Here is a 20340-nt window from a genome sequence, read left to right as displayed (position 1 = left end):
GACCCCCGTACGGCCTCCGGCCGTGTCCTCAAACTCCCCCTACTCCCCCTATGCCCTGCGGGCATGGGGGGACCCCCAGGCGGGCGTGGGGGACCCCCAGACGGGCTGGAAAATCCAGCCCCTCCGGCGATTGAGGAGCGGGGGTTCGGGGGTGGAGCCCCTGAATTCGTCAGGCGTGCTGGTACGCCACCAGCGAGATGCCCACGTAGTGCACGACGAAGCCCCCCAGCGTCAGCGAGTGGAACACCTCGTGGAAGCCGAACCACCGCGGCGACGGGTTCGGCCGCTTCATCCCGTAGATGACCCCGCCCACGCTGTACAGCAGCCCACCCACGATCACGCACACGAGCACCGCGATCCCGCCCGTCCGCATGAAGTCGGGGAGGAAGAAGACCGCCGCCCAGCCCATCGCGATGTAGCAGGGGGTGTAGAGCCAGCGCGGGGCGCCGACCCAGAAGACCCGGAAGGCGATGCCGGCGGCCGCCGCCGCCCATACCGCCCAGAGCAGGATCCGGCCCGTGGAGTCGGGCAGCAGGAGCAGTGTCAGCGGGGTGTAGGTGCCCGCGATGATCAGGAAGATGTTCGCGTGGTCGAGCCGGCGCAGGACGGCCTCGGCGCGCGGGCCCCACTCGCCCCGGTGATACAGCGCGCTCACACCGAAGAGCAGGCACGCGGTCAGGACGTAGATCCCGCAGGCGATCCGCCCTCGTGCGGAGTCCGCGAGCGCGGTGAGGACGAGTCCCGCGACCAGTACGGCGGGGAACATTCCGGCATGCAACCAGCCGCGCAGCCTCGGCTTCACCTGATCAGTCATGGCCCGCATGCTATCTACGCGTCCGTAAGTTACGCCTAGGTACTCAGAGGTATTGACGGATGACGAGTGGTGATGCTCACGTGAGAGGTCCTCTGGACATATGGGCGGGCGGCACGGATCATCAAATGAGTGCGGTCGGCACCGGATGAGCGCCACATGAGATCCATGCAGTGAAGCGTCCGGGTCGCAGCCCCCACGGGGCGACAACAGAACTCCAGATTTCAACCCCTCACTTAGGAGCGACCGTGGCGCGCGACATCGCGGCTCCCAGCACTGCCCCCACCGAACATCAGGACCTGATCGCCTGGGTCGATGAGATCGCAGCTCTCACCCAGCCGGACCGGGTGGTCTGGTGCGACGGTTCCGAGGCGGAGTACGAGCGCCTGTGCGAGGAGCTCGTCGCGAAGGGCACGTTCAAGAAGCTGGACCCGATCAAGCGCCCGAACTCGTACTACGCCGCCTCCGACCCCACCGACGTCGCGCGCGTCGAGGACCGCACCTTCATCTGCTCCGAGAAGGAGGAGGACGCCGGCCCGACCAACCACTGGAAGGCCCCGGCGGAGATGAAGGCCATCTTCGCGGGCGAGAAGGGCATCTTCCGCGGCTCGATGCGCGGCCGGACGATGTACGTCGTCCCGTTCTGCATGGGCCCTCTGGGCTCGGACCTGTCCGCGATCGGCGTCGAGATCACCGACTCCGCCTACGTCGCGGTCTCCATGCGGACGATGACCCGCATGGGGCAGCCCGTCCTCGACGAGCTCGGCCGCGACGGCTTCTTCGTGAAGGCCGTCCACACGCTGGGCGCGCCGCTGGAGGAGGGCGAGGAGGACGTGCCGTGGCCCTGCAACTCCACGAAGTACATCTCCCACTTCCCCGAGACCCGTGAGATCTGGTCGTACGGCTCCGGCTACGGCGGCAACGCCCTCCTCGGCAAGAAGTGCTACGCCCTGCGCATCGCCTCCGTCATGGCCCGCGACGAGGGCTGGCTCGCCGAGCACATGCTCATCCTCAAGCTCACCCCGCCGCAGGGTGAGGCCAAGTACGTCGCCGCCGCCTTCCCCTCCGCCTGCGGCAAGACCAACCTCGCCATGCTGGAGCCCACGATCTCCGGCTGGACAGTGGAGACCATCGGCGACGACATCGCCTGGATGCGCTTCGGCGAGGACGGCCGCCTGTACGCGATCAACCCCGAGGCCGGCTTCTTCGGCGTCGCGCCCGGCACCGGCGAGCACACCAACGCCAACGCCATGAAGACCCTCTGGGGCAACTCGGTCTTCACCAACGTCGCGCTCACCGACGACGGCGACGTGTGGTGGGAGGGCATGACCGAGGAGGAGCCCAAGCACCTCATCGACTGGAAGGGCAACGACTGGACGCCGGAGTCCGAGGCCCCGGCCGCCCACCCCAACGCCCGGTTCACCGTGCCGGCCGCGCAGTGCCCGACGATCGCCCCGGAGTGGGAGGACACCAAGGGCGTGCCGATCTCGGCGATCCTCTTCGGCGGCCGCCGCGCCTCGGCCGTACCGCTGGTGACCGAGTCCTTCGACTGGCAGCACGGCGTCTTCCTCGGCGCCAACGTAGCCAGTGAGAAGACCGCCGCCGCCGAGGGCAAGGTCGGTGAGCTGCGCCGCGACCCGTTCGCGATGCTGCCGTTCTGCGGCTACAACATGGGCGACTACATGGCCCACTGGATCAAGGTCGGCAAGGACGCGGTCTCCCGGGGCGACCAGTCCAAGCTGCCGAAGATCTACTACGTGAACTGGTTCCGCAAGAACGACGCGGGCAAGTTCGTGTGGCCCGGCTTCGGTGAGAACAGCCGCGTCCTGAAGTGGATCGTGGAGCGCCTGGAGGGCAAGGCCGAGGGCGTCGAGACCCCGATCGGCATCCTGCCGACGCGCGACGCGCTCGACACGGACGGCCTCGAACTGCCCGAGGAGGACCTGGACTTCCTGCTCAAGGTCGACGCGGACGTCTGGCGCGAGGAGGCCGCACTGGTCCCCGAGCACCTCAACACCTTCGGTGACCACACCCCGAAGGAGCTGTGGGACGAGTACCGCGCGCTGGTGGCCCGCCTGGGCTGACGCCTGGCCGCCGCACCGACCGTAAGCAGAAGGCGGCACCACCGGTACGACCGGCGGTGCCGCCCTCTGGCGCGTCCGGGCACCCGCACGGCCGGCCCCACGCCGAGGCGGAGGTCACCTGCGTCGCGGGCCGTGTTCCGCCCGCCTCAGCCGTGGCCCCGCACCGCCGCGACGCACTGGTCGTAGAGGTCGGCCAGGTCGAGTCGTCCGTCGTGTGCGGCCCACAGTTCGGTCGCCGTGTCCACGCAGGCGAAGACCGTCGCGACGATCGCCTTGGCCTGCGGGTCGGGGAGCGGTCCTGGGAGCGGTCCGGGGCCGGTGCCAAGCCGCGCCTGGACGACCGGCACGAGTTCGGCCTGCCAGCGCAGCCGCTTCTCGATGTAGCGGGCGTGCAGCGAGGGAGTGGCGAAAATGAGGCGGGACAGCTCCAGCGCCCGCTCCGCCGTGTGGTTGGCGGTCAGGACGACTTCGAATCCGGCGCGCAGTGCGTCCCACGCGGAGACCCCGGCCGGCTGCTCCTCGACGGTCTTCCTCAGCAGCTCGCCCAGCGCGTCCTGGTCCCCGCAGACCAGGTCCTCCTTGGTGCCGAAGTAGCGGAACAGGGAGCGTTGCGAGATCCCCGCCTCCCGCGCGATCTGCGCGATCGTCGTCCGCTCGTATCCCTGCTCGGCGAACAGACGGACCGCCGTGTCCAGGATCGCCTGGACGGCTACCTGCCGCGAACGGTCCCACAAGGTCGTCATGGACGTCAGACTACCCCTCTAGACAGCGACCGCCTACCTGGCATTAACTGCCAGAAAAGCAGCGACTGAGAGAGGGGGAGCCATGACCGCTGTCGACTACCGCGGACAGATCACGCTGATCACCGGCGCCAGCGCGGGCATCGGCGCCGAGTTCGCACGCCGGCTCGCCGCCCGCGGCTCCGGCCTCGTGCTGGTCGCCCGCCGCAGGGAACGCCTGGAGGAACTGGCCGCCGAACTGCGCGCACAGCACCGGATCCAGGTCCACGTGGTGGATATGGACCTGGCCACGGACAGCCCGGGACAGGCGCTGGCCCTGCGCGTGGAGCGCCTCGGCCTGCACGTCACCAGCGTGATCAACAACGCCGGGTTCGCCAGCTTCGGCGCTTTCCACCAGGCGGATCCGGTACGGCTGCGCCAGGAGATCGCCGTCGACGTGACCGCCGTGGCCGACATCAGCCGCGCCTTCATCGAACAACTGCGTACGGCGGGGCGTGGGGTGCTGGTCAACGTGGCGAGCATGGCCGCCTACCAGCCCAACCCGCGCATGGCGGTCTACGGAGCGGCCAAGGCGTTCGTACTGAGCCTCACCGAGGCGCTGTGGGAGGAGTCGCGAGGCACCGGTCTGCGGGTGCTGGCCCTGTCACCCGGCGCCACCCGGACCGAGTTCTTCGACGTGGTGGGCACCACGCGGGCCGCCGGAGGAACCAGGCTCGCCTCACCCGTCGACGTCGTCGACACCGCGCTGGCCGCCCTCGACCGCAGGAACCCGCCGCCCAGCGTCATCGTGGGACGCATGAACCGGGTGATGGCCGCCCTCGCCCGCCGTCTGGCCACCCGGCGGCAGATCATCCGCGCCATCGGCCGGCTCACGGCCGAGGGGGCATGACGACGAGCCCGGCGTCGGCGGAATCACGAGCGCTTCGCGTGGATGGAGCCGCTGTTCGACGAGCGCTTCGAACCGAAGGACGGCCGGATGGCGGGCCCGGACCGGCCGGGCCTCGGCCTGGCGCTCAGTGAACAGGCTGCCGCGTGGACGGTGGACACGGCGCTGTTCCGGGCGCGGGGCCGGCCCGCAGGCCGAGCGCGCTCAGCGCACCCGCGGCGGCGACGGCCGCGAGGACCATCAGGGCGACCGCTCCATGGGCGATCAGCATGGCCGCCGCGGCGACCCCGACGACCGGGCCGACGTTCATGGCGGTCTGCTGGAGTCCGCCGGCCACCCCGGCGCTGCCGGCCGGCGCGTGGCGCACGATCACGGCCGTCGCGGTGACCATCACGGCGGCGAAACCGGCGCCCATGAGGAGCGAGCAGCCGCCGATCGCCACGGCCGTCGCCGCCCGGTCGAGCCGCGAGAAGAGCGCGACACCGAGCGCGAGGAGCACCATCCCCGCCACGGCCGTACGGCGCGGACCGTACCGGCGTTGCAGTACGGCCGAGACCGGCGCGCCCAGCACCATCGTCACGGCCAGCGGCAGCATCCGCAGACCGGTTTCGAGCGGGTCGAGCGCGAGGGCGTCCTGCAGGAAGTACGTCGCCACGAACAGCGCCCCGAACAGCGCCGCCGACGCCGCCACCAGGACGCCGAGCGCCGAGGCGACGGCCGCCGATCCGACCACGTCCGGCGGTAGCAAGGGGCTCGCGGCGCGCCGTTGGTGGCGTACGAACGCCCATCCGGCGGCCGCCGCGGCCACCGCCGTCCACCCGGTCTCCGGCAGCCCGACGAGCGTGTGGACCAGACACCCCAGCGTCACCGCGAACAGACAGGCACCGGGCAGGTCCAGGGGCTGTCGGGCGTCCCCGGGCGCCTCCGGTACGCGGACGGCGAGAGCCAGCACGCCGATCACGAACGCCGGTGCGACGCTCAGGAAGAAGACGGACCGCCAGCCCAGCTGGTCGGCCAGCGCCCCGCCGACGACCGGACCGGCCGCCGCCGCCACCCCGATGGCGCTGGTGCGCAGCGCGATCGGCATGCCGAGCCGGTCGGGCGGGTACACGGCGCGCAGCATCCCGAGCGTGGCGGGCTGCAACAGCGCGCCGAAGACCCCCTGGGCGACGCGCAGTCCGATCACCCAGCCGATGCCGGGCGCCAGGCCGATCCCCGCCGACGTGAGCGCGAAGCCGAGACTCCCGACGGCGAAGACCCGCCGGTGCCCGTACCGGTCTCCGAGGCGGCCCGCGAAGACGAGCAGGCTCGCCACGGCGATGAGGTATCCGGTGCTGGTCCACTGGATCTGCGCGAACGAGGCGTGCAGCTCGCGCTGCATGGCGGGCTGTACGACGGTCAGCACGGTGCCGTCCAGGGCGACGACCGCGGCCCCGGTGACGCTTCCGGCGAGCGTGAGTCGCCGGCTCACCGGGCGACCCGCACGGTGAGGGGCCCCACCTCGGCGGCCCCGGTCGCGGGCGTGAGGCCGGTCCCGGTTCCCTCGCGGGTCACCGGGGCGACACCGACGTCGTTCGGGCGGCCGTGCGGCCCGGAGTCCTGTGCATGCATAGACACTGTCTACCAGTGGTTCGTAGACAGTGTCTACCTGCTCTGTCCGCCCGTAGCGGCTAGCCCTCTCCGCGCCGGCGCTCCTCCAGGTAGTGCGTATGGGTCCGCTGCCGCCGGGCCTCCGCGTCCTGAAGCGCCGCCGCGATCCCGGCCGCCTCGTCGTGCAGCACCGTCAGCTGCCGCTCCAGGTGGCGCTCGGGCGGCTCGGTGCCCGGGGTGAGGCGGGTCCACCAGCGGGTGCGGTTGTACGTGTCGACCGACTCGGGGATGTCCTGGCGGATCGCCCGGGACAGCGCGTGCACCGCCTCCGGGTCCGTGGCGAGGGCGTCGGCGACCCAGCCGGGTTCCAGCAGCGCGGTCAGCAGGCCGTCGAGCTCGGTGAGCCGGCCGGACGCGGCGGGCGGCAGTTCGACCTCCGCGAGGTAGCCGCGCAGGGTCGCGAAGTCGCCGCGCAGTTCGCCCAGTTGCTCGGCCGGCGCCGGGAAGTCGGGGGCGGGCGGCCGCTCGGGCGGGGCGATCAGGGCGCCCGCGCCGTACAGCCCGGCCACGACGACCGGCCAGTACGCGCCCGCCGCACCCGCGAAGGTGAGGCCGAGCCCGATGAGCCCCAGGGCGCTGCCCGTCAGGTTCTTCCGGGACTCCAGGAAGCGGAGCACCCCGTTACTGGTAGCCACGGATCTCCTCGAAGGCGGCGTCCAGCGACCCCTTCCGCGCGTCGAACAGCCGGCCGCCGGTCAGTTCGGCGACCCGCTCCAGCTCCGCGCGGTCGGAGTCGCCGAAGAGGATGGGGAAGACGGGCGTGTGCCGCTGATCGGCGGGCAGCCCCCGGTAGTACGACTCGAAGTCCTCGGCCGAGGCGCCCGCGGTGTTCTCGCCGTCCGTCATCAGGACCACGGACGTGAAGGTGTCCGCCGAGGGGTTACCGCCCAGATGCGCGTACGCGTCCCGCAGACTGCTGAAGATCGCCGTGTCGCCCTGCGCCGACAGACCTTCCGCGTCCTTGCGGATCGCGGCGCGGCCCGCGTCCGGGTCGGCAGGATCGAGCGTGTGCGTGAGCTGCCGCTTCACCTGCGAGCCGAAGGGCATCAGGGTCACCTCCTCCCGGACCCGGAAGTCCCCGGTCAGCCGGAGCAGCGCCGCCTTGAGCCCGTCCAGCCGCTCGCCCTCCATGGACCCGGAGGTGTCGAGGACGTACACCGTGCGCGAGGGCCTGCGCAGCGTGTTCTCGTACGAGTCGAGCAGCCCGTCGGCGACGGACCTGGTGCCGGGGAAGGGCAGTTCGCGCCGGGGCTCGGTGGCGAGGCCCGCGGCGGGGCGTACGGAGGTGACGACCGGCCGCCGGAAGGTCTTCTCCGTGATGGCCTTCTGTGCCTCGGGGCCGCGCAGGTACTCCGTCAGCGCCCGCCCGGACTTGCGTGCCTCCTGGGGCGCCGAGTTCAGCAGGGTGAACGGGTAGTCCGCCGTGACCACCCCGTCCTTGGGCCGAATCACGGTCAGCCCCGTGGACATCAGCACGGACTCATAGTTGATCATCGCGTCGACCGTCCCCCGCCGCTTGTACGCGGAGGCGAGCCAGCCCGAGGACCCGGAGGTCAGCTTCTGCCCGGAGAAGAACTCCTTGAGCCGGGGCGAGGCCTTTTTCACGTCCGCGTCGGTGAGGGCGGACTGGGCGCCGGAGAGCCCCGACGCGACGGAGATCAGCGCCGAGAAACCGGAGTTGGAGCGCTCCGGGTCGGTCATCCCGTACGTCAGCTCGCCGTCGGCGACGGCCCGGTGCAGCTGCGACCAGGTGACCGTCTCCGGCTTCCAGCCGAGCCGCGAGACCGTCTCCGGCTTGACCCCGATCGCGACCGGTGAGGTCATGACCGGCGTCTCGCTGCTGAGCTTCCCGGCGGCCTCGGGCCGCAGCCGCAGATAGTCGTTGGACGACAGCCACACCGCGTCGTATGTCCCGTCCGCCTTCCCCGAGGCGACCTGCTCGACCGCGTCCAGGGTCCCCGCCCAGGTGGGCCGCACGGTGACGCCGGTCTTCGCGGCGGCCGCGTCGAGGACGGGCCGCATGTCGGCGAGCTCGCTGCTCGCGAGCACCCGCAGGGTGCCGGGGCGGTAGGCGGTGTCGGGGCCCAGGTCACCGGGCTGCTCCGTGGTGCACCCGGCCAGGGCGCCCACCGCGAGGGCGGCGACGACGGCCCACACCGCGCGGCGGGCGCTCGGCAAGGGCCCGGCCACGTCACGGCGCCGCACCGGCACGGCGGCGGCGAGCCGACCGCGCGCCCGGCGTGGCGCGGCGGCGGCCCACACCGCCGTGCGCGTGCTCATCCGAGGCCCCCTTCCAGCGCGCCCGTCTGGCGGGTGCGCTCCAGGAACGCGCTCGCCGAGCGGAGTTCCGAGCTCAGGGACTCGACCGTCGCCGCCATCGACTCCGTCGCCTGGACCTTGTACGTGTCGATCGCGTCCAGCGTCCGGTAGATCTGCTGGAACGCCGTCCGCAGCGTCTCCGCCCCCACCGCCGGGTCCGCCGCGATGCGCTGGATCTCGCCGCTCTGGGTGGCGAGCATCTCCGCGTTGCCGCGGATCAGGTCCTCGGTCGTCGCGCGCAGGGTGTTGACCTGCTCGGTGACCTTGCGCTGGTTCTCCAGGGCGGAGGAGAGCATCACCGCGATGCGCAGCGCCGAGACCGTCGTCGTGGCGGCCCGGTCGACGCCCTTGATGAGCTCCTCGTTGTTGCGCCGGACCACGTCCATCGCCAGATAGCCCTGTGCGCACACCGCGAGCTGGGTCAGCAGGTCCTGGTGCTTCTGCCGGACCGGGAAGAGCACGTCCGCGCGCAGGGCGTCCGCCTGGGCCGGGTCGGCCGTGGCGGCGATGCGCTGTTCGACGGCCGCGTCCAGGGCGTCGGTGAGCACCGCGTACTCCTGGAGCTTGCCCATCGTCTCCCACAGCCGCGTGCGCTCGGTGTGCAGTGCGGCGTTGTCGCGGCGCAGTTCGTCCTGGCCGCCGCGCAGGGAGCCCACGATCTTGTTGAGCGTCGCCTGCGAGGAGGCGTACTTGGCCACGTGGTCACGGAACTTGTTGCCGCCGGGCAGCCGGGACAGGAACCTGCGCGCCCCCTTGCCCGGGGTGTCGCGCGGATCGAGGTCCTCCACGGTCCGGCGCAGCTCGACGAGCGAGGAGGCGACCTTGGACTGGGCGTCCTCGCCGCCGCCCGCCGCCAGCGAGCGGACCGTGCGGTCGAGCATCCGGTTGGACTGCTGGGCGGCGCCGCGGATCTCGCCGGCCCCGAGGCCGGCGATCTCGCCGATACGGGTCGCGAACTCGGGGGAGCGGGCGTCGAGCCCGGCCAGCGAACCGACGTACTCGCCGGCCCGCCGCTCCATCTCCTCCCGTACGGAGTCGTCCAGCGGCACCAGCCCGGAGGCCTGTTCGGCGCGCACCGGGGTGACCGGCTCCGGCGGGGTGAGTATGAGCGCTTCGTTCTCGGTCATCTGTACGGCCCCCTTACGACCGGGCCCGCTGCGCCATCTCGTGCAGCACCTTGGAGGTGGGCACGGGCGCCTGGCGGATCCCGGTCAGCGTCTGGTTGAGAAAGTCGGTGTGTGGCGCGGTGGCGGCGGTGAACTCGGCCGCCGCGCCCTGCGGCCGGAACCCGTGCCGCACGGCCAGCTCCCGCAGCCGCTTGTCCGTGCCGAGCAGCTCGCCGAGCTCCCGCCCCTCGGGCGTCAGCGGTACGAGGGTGTGGTCGCTGGACACGGTGGTGTCCGGGTACAGCACCACCAGGTCCCCGGCGTTCTGCTTCTGCACCAGCAGCGAGGCGACCTGCGACTCGTACACGAGCACCAGCGGATTGCCGACCCCGCTGATGAAGTCCCGGAACGGGGCGTCGGACCCGGTCTGCTGCGCGCCCTGCACCGCGATCAGCTTCTTGAGCAGCGGCGCGGTGCGCGCGACGGCGGCGTCGTCGGCGGCGACCCGGCCGCCGTCGGCGACGTAGGAGGCCGCGGCCAGGTACAGCGCGCCGGAGTTGGACGCGACCGGGTCGGTGCTGGTGATGAAGAGGGTGCCGCTCAGCTCGGCGTGCCCGGCGGCGCCCTTGAGCTGCTGCCAGGTCCGGTCGGCCTTCGCGGCGTCCAGATACGGGCCCATGCGCAGGGTCCCGCTGGACTTGCCGCTCAGCACCGCGAGCCCGTTGCCCGCGAGGACCTCGGCGGCGGCACGGTGCGCGACGACGACGAGCGGCGAGTAGAACGGCCGCGGTGGCGTCCCCGGGATCTTCGACTTCTTCCGCAGCTCGTCGGCGGGGGCCTTGGCGGCCGGGAACACGAAGTCCTGGCCGGTCAGTGGTAGTTGCTCCATGTCCCAGGAGCCGGACGTCTCCGTCTTCACGGTGAAGCCCTTGTCGGCCAGGGCCTTCACCACGTCGGGATCGGCGAAGAACTCCGCCTTCTCCGATCCGATCACTCCGCGCACGGTCTTCGTTGCCGTGCCCTGGTCCTGGTTGTTGCCTGCTGCGAGGGCGTAGACGACTCCGCCGATCAGCAGCACCGCCAGGACGATTCCCACGATGCGTTTCACGGGTGCAGCGTGCTCGCGGAACTACACATTCCTCGCGGAGTCGGATGTACAGGAGGTGAAGGGCTTATCGCAGTACGCCGACGGCGCCCGGCGGCCGAGCAGCGGTCCGGGGCCCGTGTCCCCGGCACGGGGGAGTGGCAACGTCCCCGGCACGGGGGAGTGGCAACGTCCCCGGCTCGGGGGAGTGGCAACCCGGTCCGCGGGCCTCTGCGGCCCGCGGACCGGGGCCGTCAGGAGGCGCCGACCAGGTGCGCGTCGTGCAGGGCGGCGGTGTGGGCGTCCATGCGCTCGGCGGAGAGGATCGCGGCGGCGGTGTCGGCGCGCGAGGCGGCGACGACCAGGGCGCGGCCGGCGAGGGCGAGCGCGCGGTGGTGCAGGGCGGCGGGGTCGGCGCCGGTCAGTCCGGCGTGCCGGGCGGGCGGGGCGCCGCGCAGGCGGGCGACCTGCTCCGCGATGCGGTCGGCCTCGGCGCCGAGGCCGAGCTCGTCGGTGACGGCGAGGAGCGCCGCGAGGTGGCCGGCGAGCTGGATGTCCAGCTCCTCCTCGCGGGAGCGGTGGGGGAAGTCGGTGGCGCCGGCCGTCGAGTGGACCGACTTGGCGCGGATCGGTTCGTACATGGTGGACGGCCTCCTGTGCACTGTCAGGAGGCCATCCTACATTAGAAGCTGTCTAAAGTTGTGCGCGGTCGTAAGAAAGCGGAACGAGAACTACGGCTGGCTGTAGCCGTCCAGGAAGTTCCCGATCCGGGTCACCGCGTCCGCCAGGTCCTTCGCGTTCGGCAGCGTCACGATCCGCAGGTGGTCGGGCTCGTGCCAGTTGAAACCGGTGCCGTGGACGACCATGATCTTCTCGCTCCGCAGCAGGTCCAGCACCATCTGCCGGTCGTCCTTGATCTTGTAGACGGCCGGGTCGAGGCGCGGGAACAGATACAACGCCCCCTTCGGCTTCACGCACGTCACGCCCGGGATCTGCGTCAGCAGGTCGTACGCCACGTCCCGCTGCTCCAGCAGCCGCCCGCCCGGCAGCACCAGGTCCTCGATCGACTGCCGCCCCTGGAGCGCGGCCGCCACGGCGTGCTGGGCCGGCATGTTCGCGCACAGCCGCATGTTCGCCAGGATCGTCAGGCCCTCGATGTACGACGAGGCGTGGGCCTTCGGGCCGCAGACGGCCAGCCAGCCGCTGCGGAAGCCGGCCACCCGGTAGTTCTTCGACATGCCGTTGAAGGTCAGCACCATCAGATCGGGCGCGATCGCGGCGGTCGGGGTGTGCGTGGCCCCGTCGTAAAGGATCTTGTCGTAGATCTCGTCCGAACAGACGACCAGCTGATGACGCCGGGCGATCTCGGTGAGCCCCCGCAGCATCTCGTCGTCGTACACCGCACCCGTCGGATTGTTCGGGTTGATGATCACGATCGCCTTCGTGCGATCGGTGATCTTCCGCTCGATGTCGCCCAGGTCAGGCATCCAGTCGGCCTGCTCGTCGCACCGGTAGTGCACGGCCGTCCCGCCCGCGAGCGCCACCGACGCCGTCCACAGCGGATAGTCCGGCGCCGGTACGAGCACCTCGTCGCCGTCGTCGAGCAGCGCCTGCATCGACATCTGGATCAGCTCGGACACGCCGTTGCCGAGATAGATGTCCTCGACCGAGAGCGGGATGCCCTTGGTCTCGTAATGGCTCATGACCGCGCGCCGCGCGCTGAGGAGGCCCTTCGCGTCCCCGTACCCGTGCGCGCCCCCGAGGTTGCGGAGCATGTCCTCGAGGATCGCGGGCGGGCACTCGAACCCGAAGGCCGCCGGGTTCCCCGTGTTCAGCTTGAGGATGCGGTGACCTGCGGATTCCAGCCGCATAGCCTCCTCGAGCACCGGGCCCCGGATCTCGTAACAGACGTTGGCGAGCTTCGTCGACTGGATCACCTGCATGACGTGAGCTTACGGGCGAGCCGGGCGGGGCGCTTCGTGTTTTCCACCACGTCGGGGGCCCGGGTGGCGCCGGCGGCCCGCGGCCGGGCTCACCGTCAGTAGAACCGGGGGCCGGCGTCGGTGACCCTTGCCGCCTCGATCAGGCCGGGTTCGCCCTTGATCACACCCTGGCAGGTGTACTTCGTCTTCACGCCGAAGGGCACCAGCACGGCCTTGGGGATGTTGTTGCAGCGGACGAGTTCGATGTCGGAGTTGTTGCCGTAGAGCAGGCGCGCGGCGCCGTCGCGGGCGAGGACGCCCTGGCGTGGGACCGCCTGGTACTCCACGTAGTTGTCCGACCAGCCCGACTTCTTGCCGATGGTCACGTCCCACTCCACCTCCACGCCCTCGAAGGTGCTCGTGCAGGTCGCCTTCGCACCCTCCTTCGACCCCACGTCCTTCGGGCACTCGGCGGTGGTCTCCCCCGAGGTCCCCGCCATGTTGAGGGTCTTGCGGCGCAGGTCGTACGCCAGGTTCTCGTGGAACCCGGCGTCGCTCGCCGGGGACGGCTGGAGCTCCCCGCCCGGCAGCGGCGTCGTCGGCTTGGGCACCGCCTGCGGCAGCACGGGACGCTCCGGGGCCTTGTTCCCGGCGTCGCCGGAGCCCTTGCCCGAGCCCGAGCATCCCGTGGCCGACAGAACCACGGCACCGGCTATGACTGCTGCAACGATCTTCAGCCTGTTCTTGCGAGGAACCCCGGCGTTCCCGCCCGGGAGGAATCGCATCCTGGTTCCGGAGGCGCGGAGCGCCGGAGTTCGATGCATATCTGGTGTGACCTGCGCTTTCGGCTGTTGTCAGTGGTGGCGTCTAGGTTGGTCGGGTGAAGCTCGTGGTGCAGGTCAAACTCATACCAGATGCCGTGCAGGCACCGGCGTTTGAGCGCACCCTGCCTGCGATCAACGACGAGGCGAACTGGGTATCCGCCGTGTCGTTCGAGCGCTTCGGTCTCAAGGGCAGCGTCCGTGAGCTGCGGAAGCTGTGTTACGGCGAGCTGAAGGCCCGTGGGTTCGGAGCGCAGGCCGCTCAGCACATCATCAAGCGGGTGGCCGACGCCTACACCACACTCGGGGCAAACATCCGGGCCGGGAACCTCGGGCCCGAGGGATCGAAGCGCCGTCGTAAGGCCGAGTCCAAGCCGATCGTCTTCCGCTCGCACGCCGCGCACACGTACGACGACCGGTGTCTGTCGTGGAACTACGACGGCAAGACCGTGAGCATCTGGACCCTGGACGGGCGGATCAAGAACGTCCGCTTCGCCTGCTCCGCGAAGGCGTTCAAGCAGCTCACTGAGTACCGCCGGGGCGAATCCGACCTGGTGATGCGGGACGGTAAGTGGTTACTGATCGCCACCGTTGACATTCCCGAGCCCGAGGTGTTCGCGCCCAAGGGCTGGATCGGCGTGGACCGGGGGATCGTCAACCTGGCCACCACCAGCGACGGGGACAACCACCAAGGCCGCCGCCTTGGCCGGTACCGGCGCTGGCAGGCCCGTAAGCGGGCCGAGATCCAGGCCAAGCGCACACGTTCCTCGAGGCAGCTCCTCAAGAAGCGGGCGAGGAAGGAAGCCCGCCATGCCACCCACGTCAACCACAAGGTGGCCAGGACCATCGTTGCTGTCGCCCAACGCACCGAGCGCGGTATCGCTCTGGAGGAACTCCAGGGCATTCGCGAGCGGGTCACGGTTTCCCGCGACCAGCGAGCACGACTGTCGTCCTGGCCGTTCCACCAGCTCGGCGGATTCATCGCCTACAAGGCACGCCAATCCGGTGTGCCGTTCATTGAGGTGGACCCGGCCTACACCTCGCAGCGCTGCCCGCGCTGCGGACATACCGCGAGGAGCAATCGCCCCTCGCGGGATCACTTCTGCTGTCGTCGGTGCGGCCTCGCTGGGTCCGCCGATCACGTCGCCGGGGTCAACGTGCGCCAACGGGCACGCTCGGCGTGGGTATTCGTCAACATGCCCGTTCCGGTCCCGGCGCAGCCGGGACCGGTAGATGTGACCCGTGACCATCCTGTCGTAGGGGGCAGTCGGGAGCATAAGCGGAGTCGTACTCGCCGAGTCAGCAAGCTCGGTCTTTTACGGCCGAGTGGTTGACACGCATGATCGTCACCCTATCGAGCCGGGCGGCGCGCTCACTCCGGCAGGCGCGTCCCCTCCGGCAGCCGGATGCCGAAGTCGTCCGCGAGCACCCGCAGCACCTCGTCCGCGTCCGCCAGCTCCCGCTCCTTGCGCGAGCCGTCGGGGGCCGATTCGGTCAACTTACGGCCCGTCAGGGCGAGATGGGCGTCGGGCAGGGTGCGCTGGACGTACACGAGCTTCGAGAACGGCGAGCGCGGGTTGGTCGCGATGTGCCAGTTGATGACCTCGTAGTCCGGTGCCTCGAACGGCTCGACCGTGAAGGCGTACTGGTCCTCCCAGCCGTCCTCCACCACGTCGTACGTCTGGAGCTTCCACAGCTCCAGCGGCCCGTCGTGCGGCGCGGTCACCAGCCGGTGCCGGCGCGGGGAGTCGTGCAGCTCCGCGTCCGCGACCAGCGGCAGCGGCTCCAGCAGGGCCCCGATGCTGCCGAAGCCGACATCGCTCACGTACGGCACCGGCTCGCCCGGCACGTGGGTGAGCATCAGCATGTGCGTACGGGGCCGTACGTCCTCGGGCTTGGCCCCGACCAGGACGCGCGCGGCGAGCAGCGTGACCCGGAAGCCGAGGGCGGTCAGGGCGGCCGCGAACAGGCTGTTGTGCTCGTAGCAGTAGCCCCCGCGCCCGCCGCCGACGAGCTTCGCCTCCAGGTCGGGCAGCGCGAGCGACGGCGCCGTGCCGCGCACCGGGTCCAGATTCTCGAACGGGATGCCCAGCATGTGCGCACGGTGCACGGAACGCAGGACGTCCGCCGTGGGGCGGCGTTCCCCGGTCCAGCCGATGCGGCGGAGGTACGCGTCAAGATCAATAGTCATGGCTCGACAGTACGCAAGGACGTGCGACCGGACGACGGTGTCCCGTCGTCCGGACCGAGGTGGCTGCTGCGGCCATCGATCCTTGTGAGTCGTCCATGACAGGGGACACCCTGTTCGAGGCGGCCGTCCCGCCCACCCGGGCCGCCCCATGCCCCGGTCTCCAGACGAACGGAGTGGCCCCTTGGAAGCCCGACCCACCGGACCGCACGGCACACTCATCTGGTCCGGACAGCTCGGCAGGCCGCGGGCGGAGCTCCGCCGGGTCGGCGATCGCACCGTGCTCACCATCGGCAAGCGGCAGATCACCGTCCGGGACGACGCGGTGGTGCGGCACCGTGCCGGCCTGCTGTACCAACGGCTCATCATCGAGCACCCCGGCGAGCCGACCTTCACGCACCGCTACCGACTGCACTGGGCTCTGCAGCTCGCCCCGCTGTGGGAGACGACCTACGACCGGTGGTCCGCGGAGGCCGACGACGACGGACTCGGCCTGGTCGAGGTGCTGGGCGGCACGGACGACTGGGTGGACCCGACGGATGGTTGACTGTGTGGTGCCGTGGCCGAACCGCGCGCAAGGAGACGTATCCGCGCCGACTCGTGCGTGACCGCGACGGCCCGCCCCCGCGCCGCTTCCCGATGTCAGCTCAAGGCCGCTGGAACTCGACCTCCGGGTTGGCCGTCGACGGTCCGTCGAGCAGAGGCTGCCGAATGCCGCGCAGATGCTGGTCGAAGAAGGCCCCCACGTAATCACGGGTGATCTCCCCGGAGCGTCGTCCCGGCAGGGGTGCCGAGGGATCGGTCAGCCCCAGCTGTCCGCCGAGCACCGGCAGGTCGGTGAAGGAGAGGTGCCCGGAGTCGGCCACGGTCAGCCAGCGCTTCCAGCCGTCCAGGCGCGCCCAGTCGCCGTCCCAGCTCGGGCTGCCGACACCGGGGCTGTGGTCGGCCTTCGTGCCGAGCATCAGGAACGGCCGGCCTTCGAGGCCCGAGGTGGGCACCGGGGCGTAGAAGGACCCGTCCAGGTTCACTCCGGCCCGCACCCGCCGGTCGGTGGCCATGGTCTGCGCGGCGCTGTTGCCGCCGATGGAATGCCCGGCCGCTCCGATGCGACGCGCGTCGATCATCCGGGCGTGCCGCCACGCCGGGCGGTGGTCCGTCAGCCGGTCCAGGAGGAAGGTGATGTCCTTGGCCCGGCCTTCGGCGGCGGCCTTGTATCCGGCGTCGCCGCCGGCGTCGACCGGTGCGCAGGCGGCGCAGGTGAGCATCCGCCCGCCCGGGAAGAGCGTGCCGAAGGACTCGTAGGCGTGATCGACAGTGGCGACGACGTATCCGCGACTGGCCAGGTCCCCGGCGAGACCGGAGAGCGTGGCGCGGGGCATGGTGAAGCCGGGTGAGAGCACCACCAGCGGGAATCTGCCGGGCAGGGGGCGGGCGGCCGCCCGCGCGTGGGTCAGGGTCGTGCTGACCGTCTCCGTCGGTATCACCCCGTCCCGCCGGAGGCCCTTCAGCAGCAGTCGCGCTTCCTCGGTGGTCATGTACGGCGCGGAGTCGCCCGTGCCGGGCCGTGCGGGGTAGTACATCGACACCATGAGCTCCCGCGCTCCCGCCTGGGGCATCCAGGGGTCGCGGCGGTCGTTGTCGACGAGGTGCAGCGTGTCGCGTCCGATCGCGTACGGCCCGGTCGGGCGGAGCAGTTCGAGCCGGGTGGCGGGAGCCTGTTCGGAGTCCTGCGTGCGGACGGACTGCGGGGTCGGGGCATCGGCCATCCCCACCCCCGCCAGCGGCATCGACAGGCCGAGCGTGAGGGCCGCGGCGATCGAAGCGCGACGGGCGACCGCCGCCTTGCTGTCGGAGAGCCGGGTGAGTCGTTCCCTGAGCGAGATCATGCGGCGACGCTACGTTTCCCGCGCCGTCCCGCTCATGGGGCGAACGGCAACGACGGACCCCTACTTTCGGCAGGGGCGCGTGACTCTCGGCCGACCGATTAGCGCAAACGTTCGGTTTCTTCGTTACGCTGGATTCCATGGCCGCGCCACCCCTCCAACCCTCCCTCTTCGACCAGACCGACGAGATCCGCCTCGGCCCGCTGACCGCCGTCCGCCGCACCCCGCTCGGCGACGGCGCCTGGCTCGACGTGCTGCCCGGCTGGCTCGCCGGCGCGGACGAGCTGTTCGAGCTGCTGGCGGACGGTGTCCCGTGGCGGGCCGAGCGGCGGCAGATGTACGAGCGCGAGGTCGACGTGCCCCGGCTGCTCGCGTACTACCGGGAGGGGGACGCGCTGCCGCACCCGGTGCTCGCCGAGGCGCGGGACGCGCTGTCCGCGCACTACGCCGCCGAGCTCGGGGAGCCGTTCACGACGGCCGGGCTCTGCTACTACCGGGACGGCCACGACAGCGTCGCTTGGCACGGCGACACGCACGGACGCGGCTCGCGCGAGGACACGATGGTCGCCATCCTCTCCGTCGGGTCCCCCCGCGACCTGGTGCTACGGCCCCGCCACGGCGGCGGCGCCGCCGTCCGCAGGGCGCTCGGTCACGGGGACCTGGTCGTGATGGGCGGGTCGTGCCAGCGGACCTGGGAGCACGCGGTGCCGAAGACCGCGCGGGCGGTCGGGCCCAGGATCAGCGTCCAGTTCCGCCCGCACGGCGTGAACTGACCACACACCGCGCAGGCCCCGTCGCCCGCAGCGTGATCCCCGTGTCGACCGGGACGTCCAGGTCCACGGCCGTCAGCTCGTACTCCCGCAGGATCATCGCCAGCGCGAGCACCGACTCCAGCATCGAGAAGTGCTGCCCGATGCAGGCCCGCGGCCCGCCCCCGAAGGGGAACCACGCGTACCGCGGCCGCGCCTTCTCCGCCTCCGGAGCGAACCGGTCCGGGTCGAAGCGCTCCGGCTCCTCCCAGTACCGCGGGTGCCGGTGCGTCACCCACGGCGCCACGATCACATCCGCCCCGGCCGGGATCGTGTGCCCTCCGATCTCGGCGGCCTCGACGGCCTGCCGCCCGATGACGGGGCCCGCCGGGTACAGCCGCATGGCCTCCTTCAGCACCCGCGTCAGATACGGGAGCGCGTCCAGGTCGTACGCCTCGGGAGTGCGCCCGGCCAGTACGCGGTCGACCTCGGCCCGCGCCCGCTTCTGCGCCTCGGGGTGGCGGGCCAGCAGATGCAGCGCGAACGCGAGCGAGGTCGCCGTCGTCTCGTGCCCGGCCAGCAGGAAGATCAGCACCTGGTCGCGGATCTCGGCCGGGTCGAGGCTGCCGTCCTCCGCGCTCCCGGCCTGCGCGAGCAGCGTCAGGAGGTCGTCGCCCTTCGCCGCGTCCCCCTCCGCCCGCCGCTCCTCGATGATCCGGTCGCACACCCCGTACAAGTCCTGCATCGCGGCGGCGGCGCGCCGGTTGCCCGGGGTGGGCCAGTCGCGCGGGACGTTGGCCGGGGAGTAACCGCGCCGCAGCGTGTACTCCCCGATGACCGGGAAGCACCGCTCCACCACGTGGACGGCGGCCTCGACGTCCGTGCCGAAGAGAATGCGCGCGACCGCGCGCAGTGTGAGGCGGGTCATCTCGCCGACGACATCCACGGTGGCGTCCGGCGCGTCGGCCCAGCCGGACAGCAACGTCGCCGTCTCGGCGGTGATCGCCTCCGCGTAGCCGTCGACCCGGCGGCGGGTGAACAGCGGCTGCACGAGCCGCCGTTGGCGCAGGTAGTCCTCGTCCTGGCTGGTCAGCAGACCGTTGCCGAACGACTCCCGGACCTCCTGGTAGAAGGCGTTGTCCTTGCGGAAGTTGGCCGAATCGGTCGCCAGCACCTGCTGGGCGCCCTCGGCCGAGAACACCCCGTACAGCTCCACCCGCAGTCCGGGCGGCCCGGCCGTGATCCTGACGACGTCGCCGTACGCGCGCTGCGCGTTCAGGTACGTGCCGAGTGAGTCCCGCTTGAGGTCGAACATCGATCCGAGCAGGGGCACGCCTGCCGGGCCGGGAATCTCCGTGCCGGTGGTGGTCATGGGCTCCCCTTGGTCGGCTGCGGCGACTGTGACGCCGATTGTGCCGGACGTACGCTCGGTCGCAGGTCAACTCGGCGGCAATGAGGCCTGATTCAGGACAGGGTGCACTAGCCTCATGGAGTTTCCGACGCTCGCCCCGCCCTCGCGTGCTCCTCGTCGATGATCCGGACGAACCGCCGCCCGCGTGCGCTGCCTTCCGTCGCCGCCGCCCACGCGCCACGGGCCATCCCCCAGAATCGCGGCCCCACGTCGCCCCGGAACATGCCGGCGAGCATGTCGCGCAGCAAGGGCTCGGGGATGGTGCCGATCTCGTAGCCCATCCATGCGTACTGGACCATGAGGTTGGTGTAGATGTGCTGCCGCTTGGCGTCGTCCGTGGGCAGGTCCAGAGGGCCCCAGCAGGGGAGGTAGAGCGGCAGGTCGTCCAGCTGCATCCGCATGAGTTCGAGGTGGAAGCCGCGGATGGCCTGGATCTGGTCGGCCCTGGCCTGCCGCGCCTGGACCAGCAGCGACACGGCCACGCCGCCGAGGGCGAACGCCGACACGACGGCCGAGGCGGCTCCGTACGTCTGGCCGATCTCGCTCAGGCGCTTCCATTCGTCGCCGTTTCCCGTGCCGAAGGCGCGTAGCGCGAACGGGGACAGGAAGACGAGGCCGAGGAGAGCCGTCAGGGCGGCGAGGATGCCCGCCGCCCTGACCGTCGTGCGTATGTTCACCTGTGTCCC

Annotated in this window: 20 protein-coding genes; 5 read left to right on the top strand and 15 right to left on the bottom strand. The window is 71.2% G+C overall.

The window, feature by feature from the left end; all coding sequences use genetic code 11:
• Positions 1 to 169: 169 nt before the first annotated feature.
• Positions 170 to 814 (bottom strand): PAQR family membrane homeostasis protein TrhA, encoded by a 645-nt coding sequence (trhA, locus tag ABT342_RS01265; protein ID WP_351565175.1) that lies wholly within the window; start codon positions 812 to 814, stop codon positions 170 to 172.
• Positions 815 to 1059: 245 nt separating this feature from the next.
• Between trhA and ABT342_RS01260 the strand changes: the two genes are divergently transcribed.
• A complete protein-coding gene (locus tag ABT342_RS01260; protein ID WP_351565172.1) occupies positions 1060 to 2895 on the top strand; it encodes a phosphoenolpyruvate carboxykinase (GTP) in 1836 nt (611 codons plus the stop codon).
• 146 nt (positions 2896 to 3041) lie between these two features.
• Here the strand turns inward: ABT342_RS01260 and ABT342_RS01255 are convergent, their stop codons facing one another.
• Positions 3042 to 3638: a TetR/AcrR family transcriptional regulator gene (locus tag ABT342_RS01255; protein WP_351565170.1), complete on the bottom strand. Its 597-nt coding sequence runs from the start codon at positions 3636 to 3638 to the stop codon at positions 3042 to 3044.
• 82 nt (positions 3639 to 3720) lie between these two features.
• On the opposite strand from ABT342_RS01255, the gene ABT342_RS01250 reads away from it, so the two are divergent.
• Positions 3721 to 4524: an SDR family NAD(P)-dependent oxidoreductase gene (locus ABT342_RS01250; protein ID WP_351565167.1), complete on the top strand. Its 804-nt coding sequence runs from the start codon at positions 3721 to 3723 to the stop codon at positions 4522 to 4524.
• A 124-nt stretch (positions 4525 to 4648) separates the two neighbouring features.
• On the opposite strand, the gene ABT342_RS01245 is transcribed toward ABT342_RS01250, so the two are convergent.
• The 9 genes from ABT342_RS01245 to ABT342_RS01205 all read right to left on the bottom strand — a co-directional run bounded on the left by ABT342_RS01245 (position 4649) and on the right by ABT342_RS01205 (position 13306).
• On the bottom strand, positions 4649 to 5992 hold the full coding sequence (locus ABT342_RS01245) for an MFS transporter (protein WP_351565164.1): 1344 nt from the start codon (positions 5990 to 5992) through the stop codon (positions 4649 to 4651).
• Positions 5989 to 6132 (bottom strand): hypothetical protein, encoded by a 144-nt coding sequence (locus ABT342_RS01240; RefSeq protein WP_351565162.1) that lies wholly within the window; start codon positions 6130 to 6132, stop codon positions 5989 to 5991. Before ABT342_RS01240 ends, ABT342_RS01245 begins: the two co-directional genes overlap by 4 nt.
• A 59-nt stretch (positions 6133 to 6191) precedes the next feature.
• Positions 6192 to 6806 (bottom strand): hypothetical protein, encoded by a 615-nt coding sequence (locus tag ABT342_RS01235; protein WP_351565160.1) that lies wholly within the window; start codon positions 6804 to 6806, stop codon positions 6192 to 6194.
• Positions 6793 to 8451: a substrate-binding and vWA domain-containing protein gene (locus ABT342_RS01230; RefSeq protein WP_351565157.1), complete on the bottom strand. Its 1659-nt coding sequence runs from the start codon at positions 8449 to 8451 to the stop codon at positions 6793 to 6795. The genes ABT342_RS01235 and ABT342_RS01230 overlap by 14 nt, the downstream gene beginning before the upstream one ends.
• Complete coding sequence (locus ABT342_RS01225) at positions 8448 to 9617, bottom strand: toxic anion resistance protein (RefSeq protein ID WP_351565155.1); 1170 nt, start codon at positions 9615 to 9617, stop codon at positions 8448 to 8450. The genes ABT342_RS01230 and ABT342_RS01225 overlap by 4 nt, the downstream gene beginning before the upstream one ends.
• A gap of 13 nt (positions 9618 to 9630) precedes the next feature.
• Positions 9631 to 10704: a hypothetical protein gene (locus tag ABT342_RS01220; protein WP_351565152.1), complete on the bottom strand. Its 1074-nt coding sequence runs from the start codon at positions 10702 to 10704 to the stop codon at positions 9631 to 9633.
• A gap of 230 nt (positions 10705 to 10934) precedes the next feature.
• Entirely contained in the window at positions 10935 to 11321 is a 387-nt protein-coding gene (locus ABT342_RS01215; protein ID WP_351565149.1) for an SCO4983 family protein, read from the bottom strand.
• Positions 11322 to 11411: 90 nt separating this feature from the next.
• On the bottom strand, positions 11412 to 12623 hold the full coding sequence (locus tag ABT342_RS01210) for a pyridoxal phosphate-dependent aminotransferase (RefSeq protein WP_351565146.1): 1212 nt from the start codon (positions 12621 to 12623) through the stop codon (positions 11412 to 11414).
• A 95-nt stretch (positions 12624 to 12718) separates the two neighbouring features.
• A complete protein-coding gene (locus ABT342_RS01205; protein ID WP_351565143.1) occupies positions 12719 to 13306 on the bottom strand; it encodes a hypothetical protein in 588 nt (195 codons plus the stop codon).
• Positions 13307 to 13482: 176 nt separating this feature from the next.
• On the opposite strand from ABT342_RS01205, the gene ABT342_RS01200 reads away from it, so the two are divergent.
• Complete coding sequence (locus tag ABT342_RS01200; RefSeq protein ID WP_351565140.1) at positions 13483 to 14757, top strand: RNA-guided endonuclease InsQ/TnpB family protein; 1275 nt, start codon at positions 13483 to 13485, stop codon at positions 14755 to 14757.
• Positions 14758 to 14795: 38 nt separating this feature from the next.
• Here the strand turns inward: ABT342_RS01200 and ABT342_RS01195 are convergent, their stop codons facing one another.
• Positions 14796 to 15614 (bottom strand): arylamine N-acetyltransferase family protein, encoded by an 819-nt coding sequence (locus ABT342_RS01195; RefSeq protein ID WP_351565137.1) that lies wholly within the window; start codon positions 15612 to 15614, stop codon positions 14796 to 14798.
• A gap of 181 nt (positions 15615 to 15795) precedes the next feature.
• Here ABT342_RS01195 and ABT342_RS01190 point away from each other — a divergent pair, with 181 nt between their 5' ends.
• Entirely contained in the window at positions 15796 to 16158 is a 363-nt protein-coding gene (locus ABT342_RS01190; RefSeq protein WP_351565134.1) for a hypothetical protein, read from the top strand.
• Between the two features lie 100 nt (positions 16159 to 16258).
• On the opposite strand, the gene ABT342_RS01185 is transcribed toward ABT342_RS01190, so the two are convergent.
• Positions 16259 to 17497: an alpha/beta hydrolase family protein gene (locus tag ABT342_RS01185; protein WP_351565131.1), complete on the bottom strand. Its 1239-nt coding sequence runs from the start codon at positions 17495 to 17497 to the stop codon at positions 16259 to 16261.
• A 137-nt stretch (positions 17498 to 17634) separates the two neighbouring features.
• Here ABT342_RS01185 and ABT342_RS01180 point away from each other — a divergent pair, with 137 nt between their 5' ends.
• Complete coding sequence (locus ABT342_RS01180) at positions 17635 to 18267, top strand: alpha-ketoglutarate-dependent dioxygenase AlkB (protein ID WP_351565128.1); 633 nt, start codon at positions 17635 to 17637, stop codon at positions 18265 to 18267.
• Here the strand turns inward: ABT342_RS01180 and ABT342_RS01175 are convergent.
• Positions 18233 to 19615, bottom strand: a complete 1383-nt coding sequence (locus tag ABT342_RS01175; RefSeq protein WP_351565125.1) for a cytochrome P450 — start codon at positions 19613 to 19615, stop codon at positions 18233 to 18235. The genes ABT342_RS01180 and ABT342_RS01175 overlap by 35 nt on opposite strands.
• 113 nt (positions 19616 to 19728) lie before the next feature.
• Positions 19729 to 20331 carry a DUF6082 family protein gene (locus ABT342_RS01170; protein WP_351565122.1) on the bottom strand — a complete coding sequence of 201 codons (603 nt, stop codon included), beginning with the start codon at positions 20329 to 20331 and terminating at the stop codon, positions 19729 to 19731.
• Positions 20332 to 20340 lie beyond the last annotated feature (9 nt).

This window comes from Streptomyces sp. NPDC000410 (assembly GCF_040300305.1).
In the GTDB taxonomy this organism is placed as follows: Bacteria; Actinomycetota; Actinomycetes; order Streptomycetales; family Streptomycetaceae; genus Streptomyces.
Note: the sequence above shows the minus strand (reverse complement) of the source record. Positions and strands in the feature narration are given on the sequence as shown.

Coding starts and splice junctions, on each gene's coding strand:
- trhA (WP_351565175.1), bottom strand. CDS start 814: ATGACTGATCAGGTGAAGCCGAGGCTGCGCGGCTGGTTGCATGCCGGA.
- ABT342_RS01175 (WP_351565125.1), bottom strand. CDS start 19,615: ATGACCACCACCGGCACGGAGATTCCCGGCCCGGCAGGCGTGCCCCTG.
- ABT342_RS01240 (WP_351565162.1), bottom strand. CDS start 6,132: ATGCATGCACAGGACTCCGGGCCGCACGGCCGCCCGAACGACGTCGGT.
- ABT342_RS01225 (WP_351565155.1), bottom strand. CDS start 9,617: ATGACCGAGAACGAAGCGCTCATACTCACCCCGCCGGAGCCGGTCACC.
- ABT342_RS01215 (WP_351565149.1), bottom strand. CDS start 11,321: ATGTACGAACCGATCCGCGCCAAGTCGGTCCACTCGACGGCCGGCGCC.
- ABT342_RS01230 (WP_351565157.1), bottom strand. CDS start 8,451: ATGAGCACGCGCACGGCGGTGTGGGCCGCCGCCGCGCCACGCCGGGCG.
- ABT342_RS01180 (WP_351565128.1), top strand. CDS start 17,635: ATGGCCGCGCCACCCCTCCAACCCTCCCTCTTCGACCAGACCGACGAG.
- ABT342_RS01185 (WP_351565131.1), bottom strand. CDS start 17,497: ATGATCTCGCTCAGGGAACGACTCACCCGGCTCTCCGACAGCAAGGCG.
- ABT342_RS01195 (WP_351565137.1), bottom strand. CDS start 15,614: ATGACTATTGATCTTGACGCGTACCTCCGCCGCATCGGCTGGACCGGG.
- ABT342_RS01250 (WP_351565167.1), top strand. CDS start 3,721: ATGACCGCTGTCGACTACCGCGGACAGATCACGCTGATCACCGGCGCC.
- ABT342_RS01255 (WP_351565170.1), bottom strand. CDS start 3,638: ATGACGACCTTGTGGGACCGTTCGCGGCAGGTAGCCGTCCAGGCGATC.
- ABT342_RS01210 (WP_351565146.1), bottom strand. CDS start 12,623: ATGCAGGTGATCCAGTCGACGAAGCTCGCCAACGTCTGTTACGAGATC.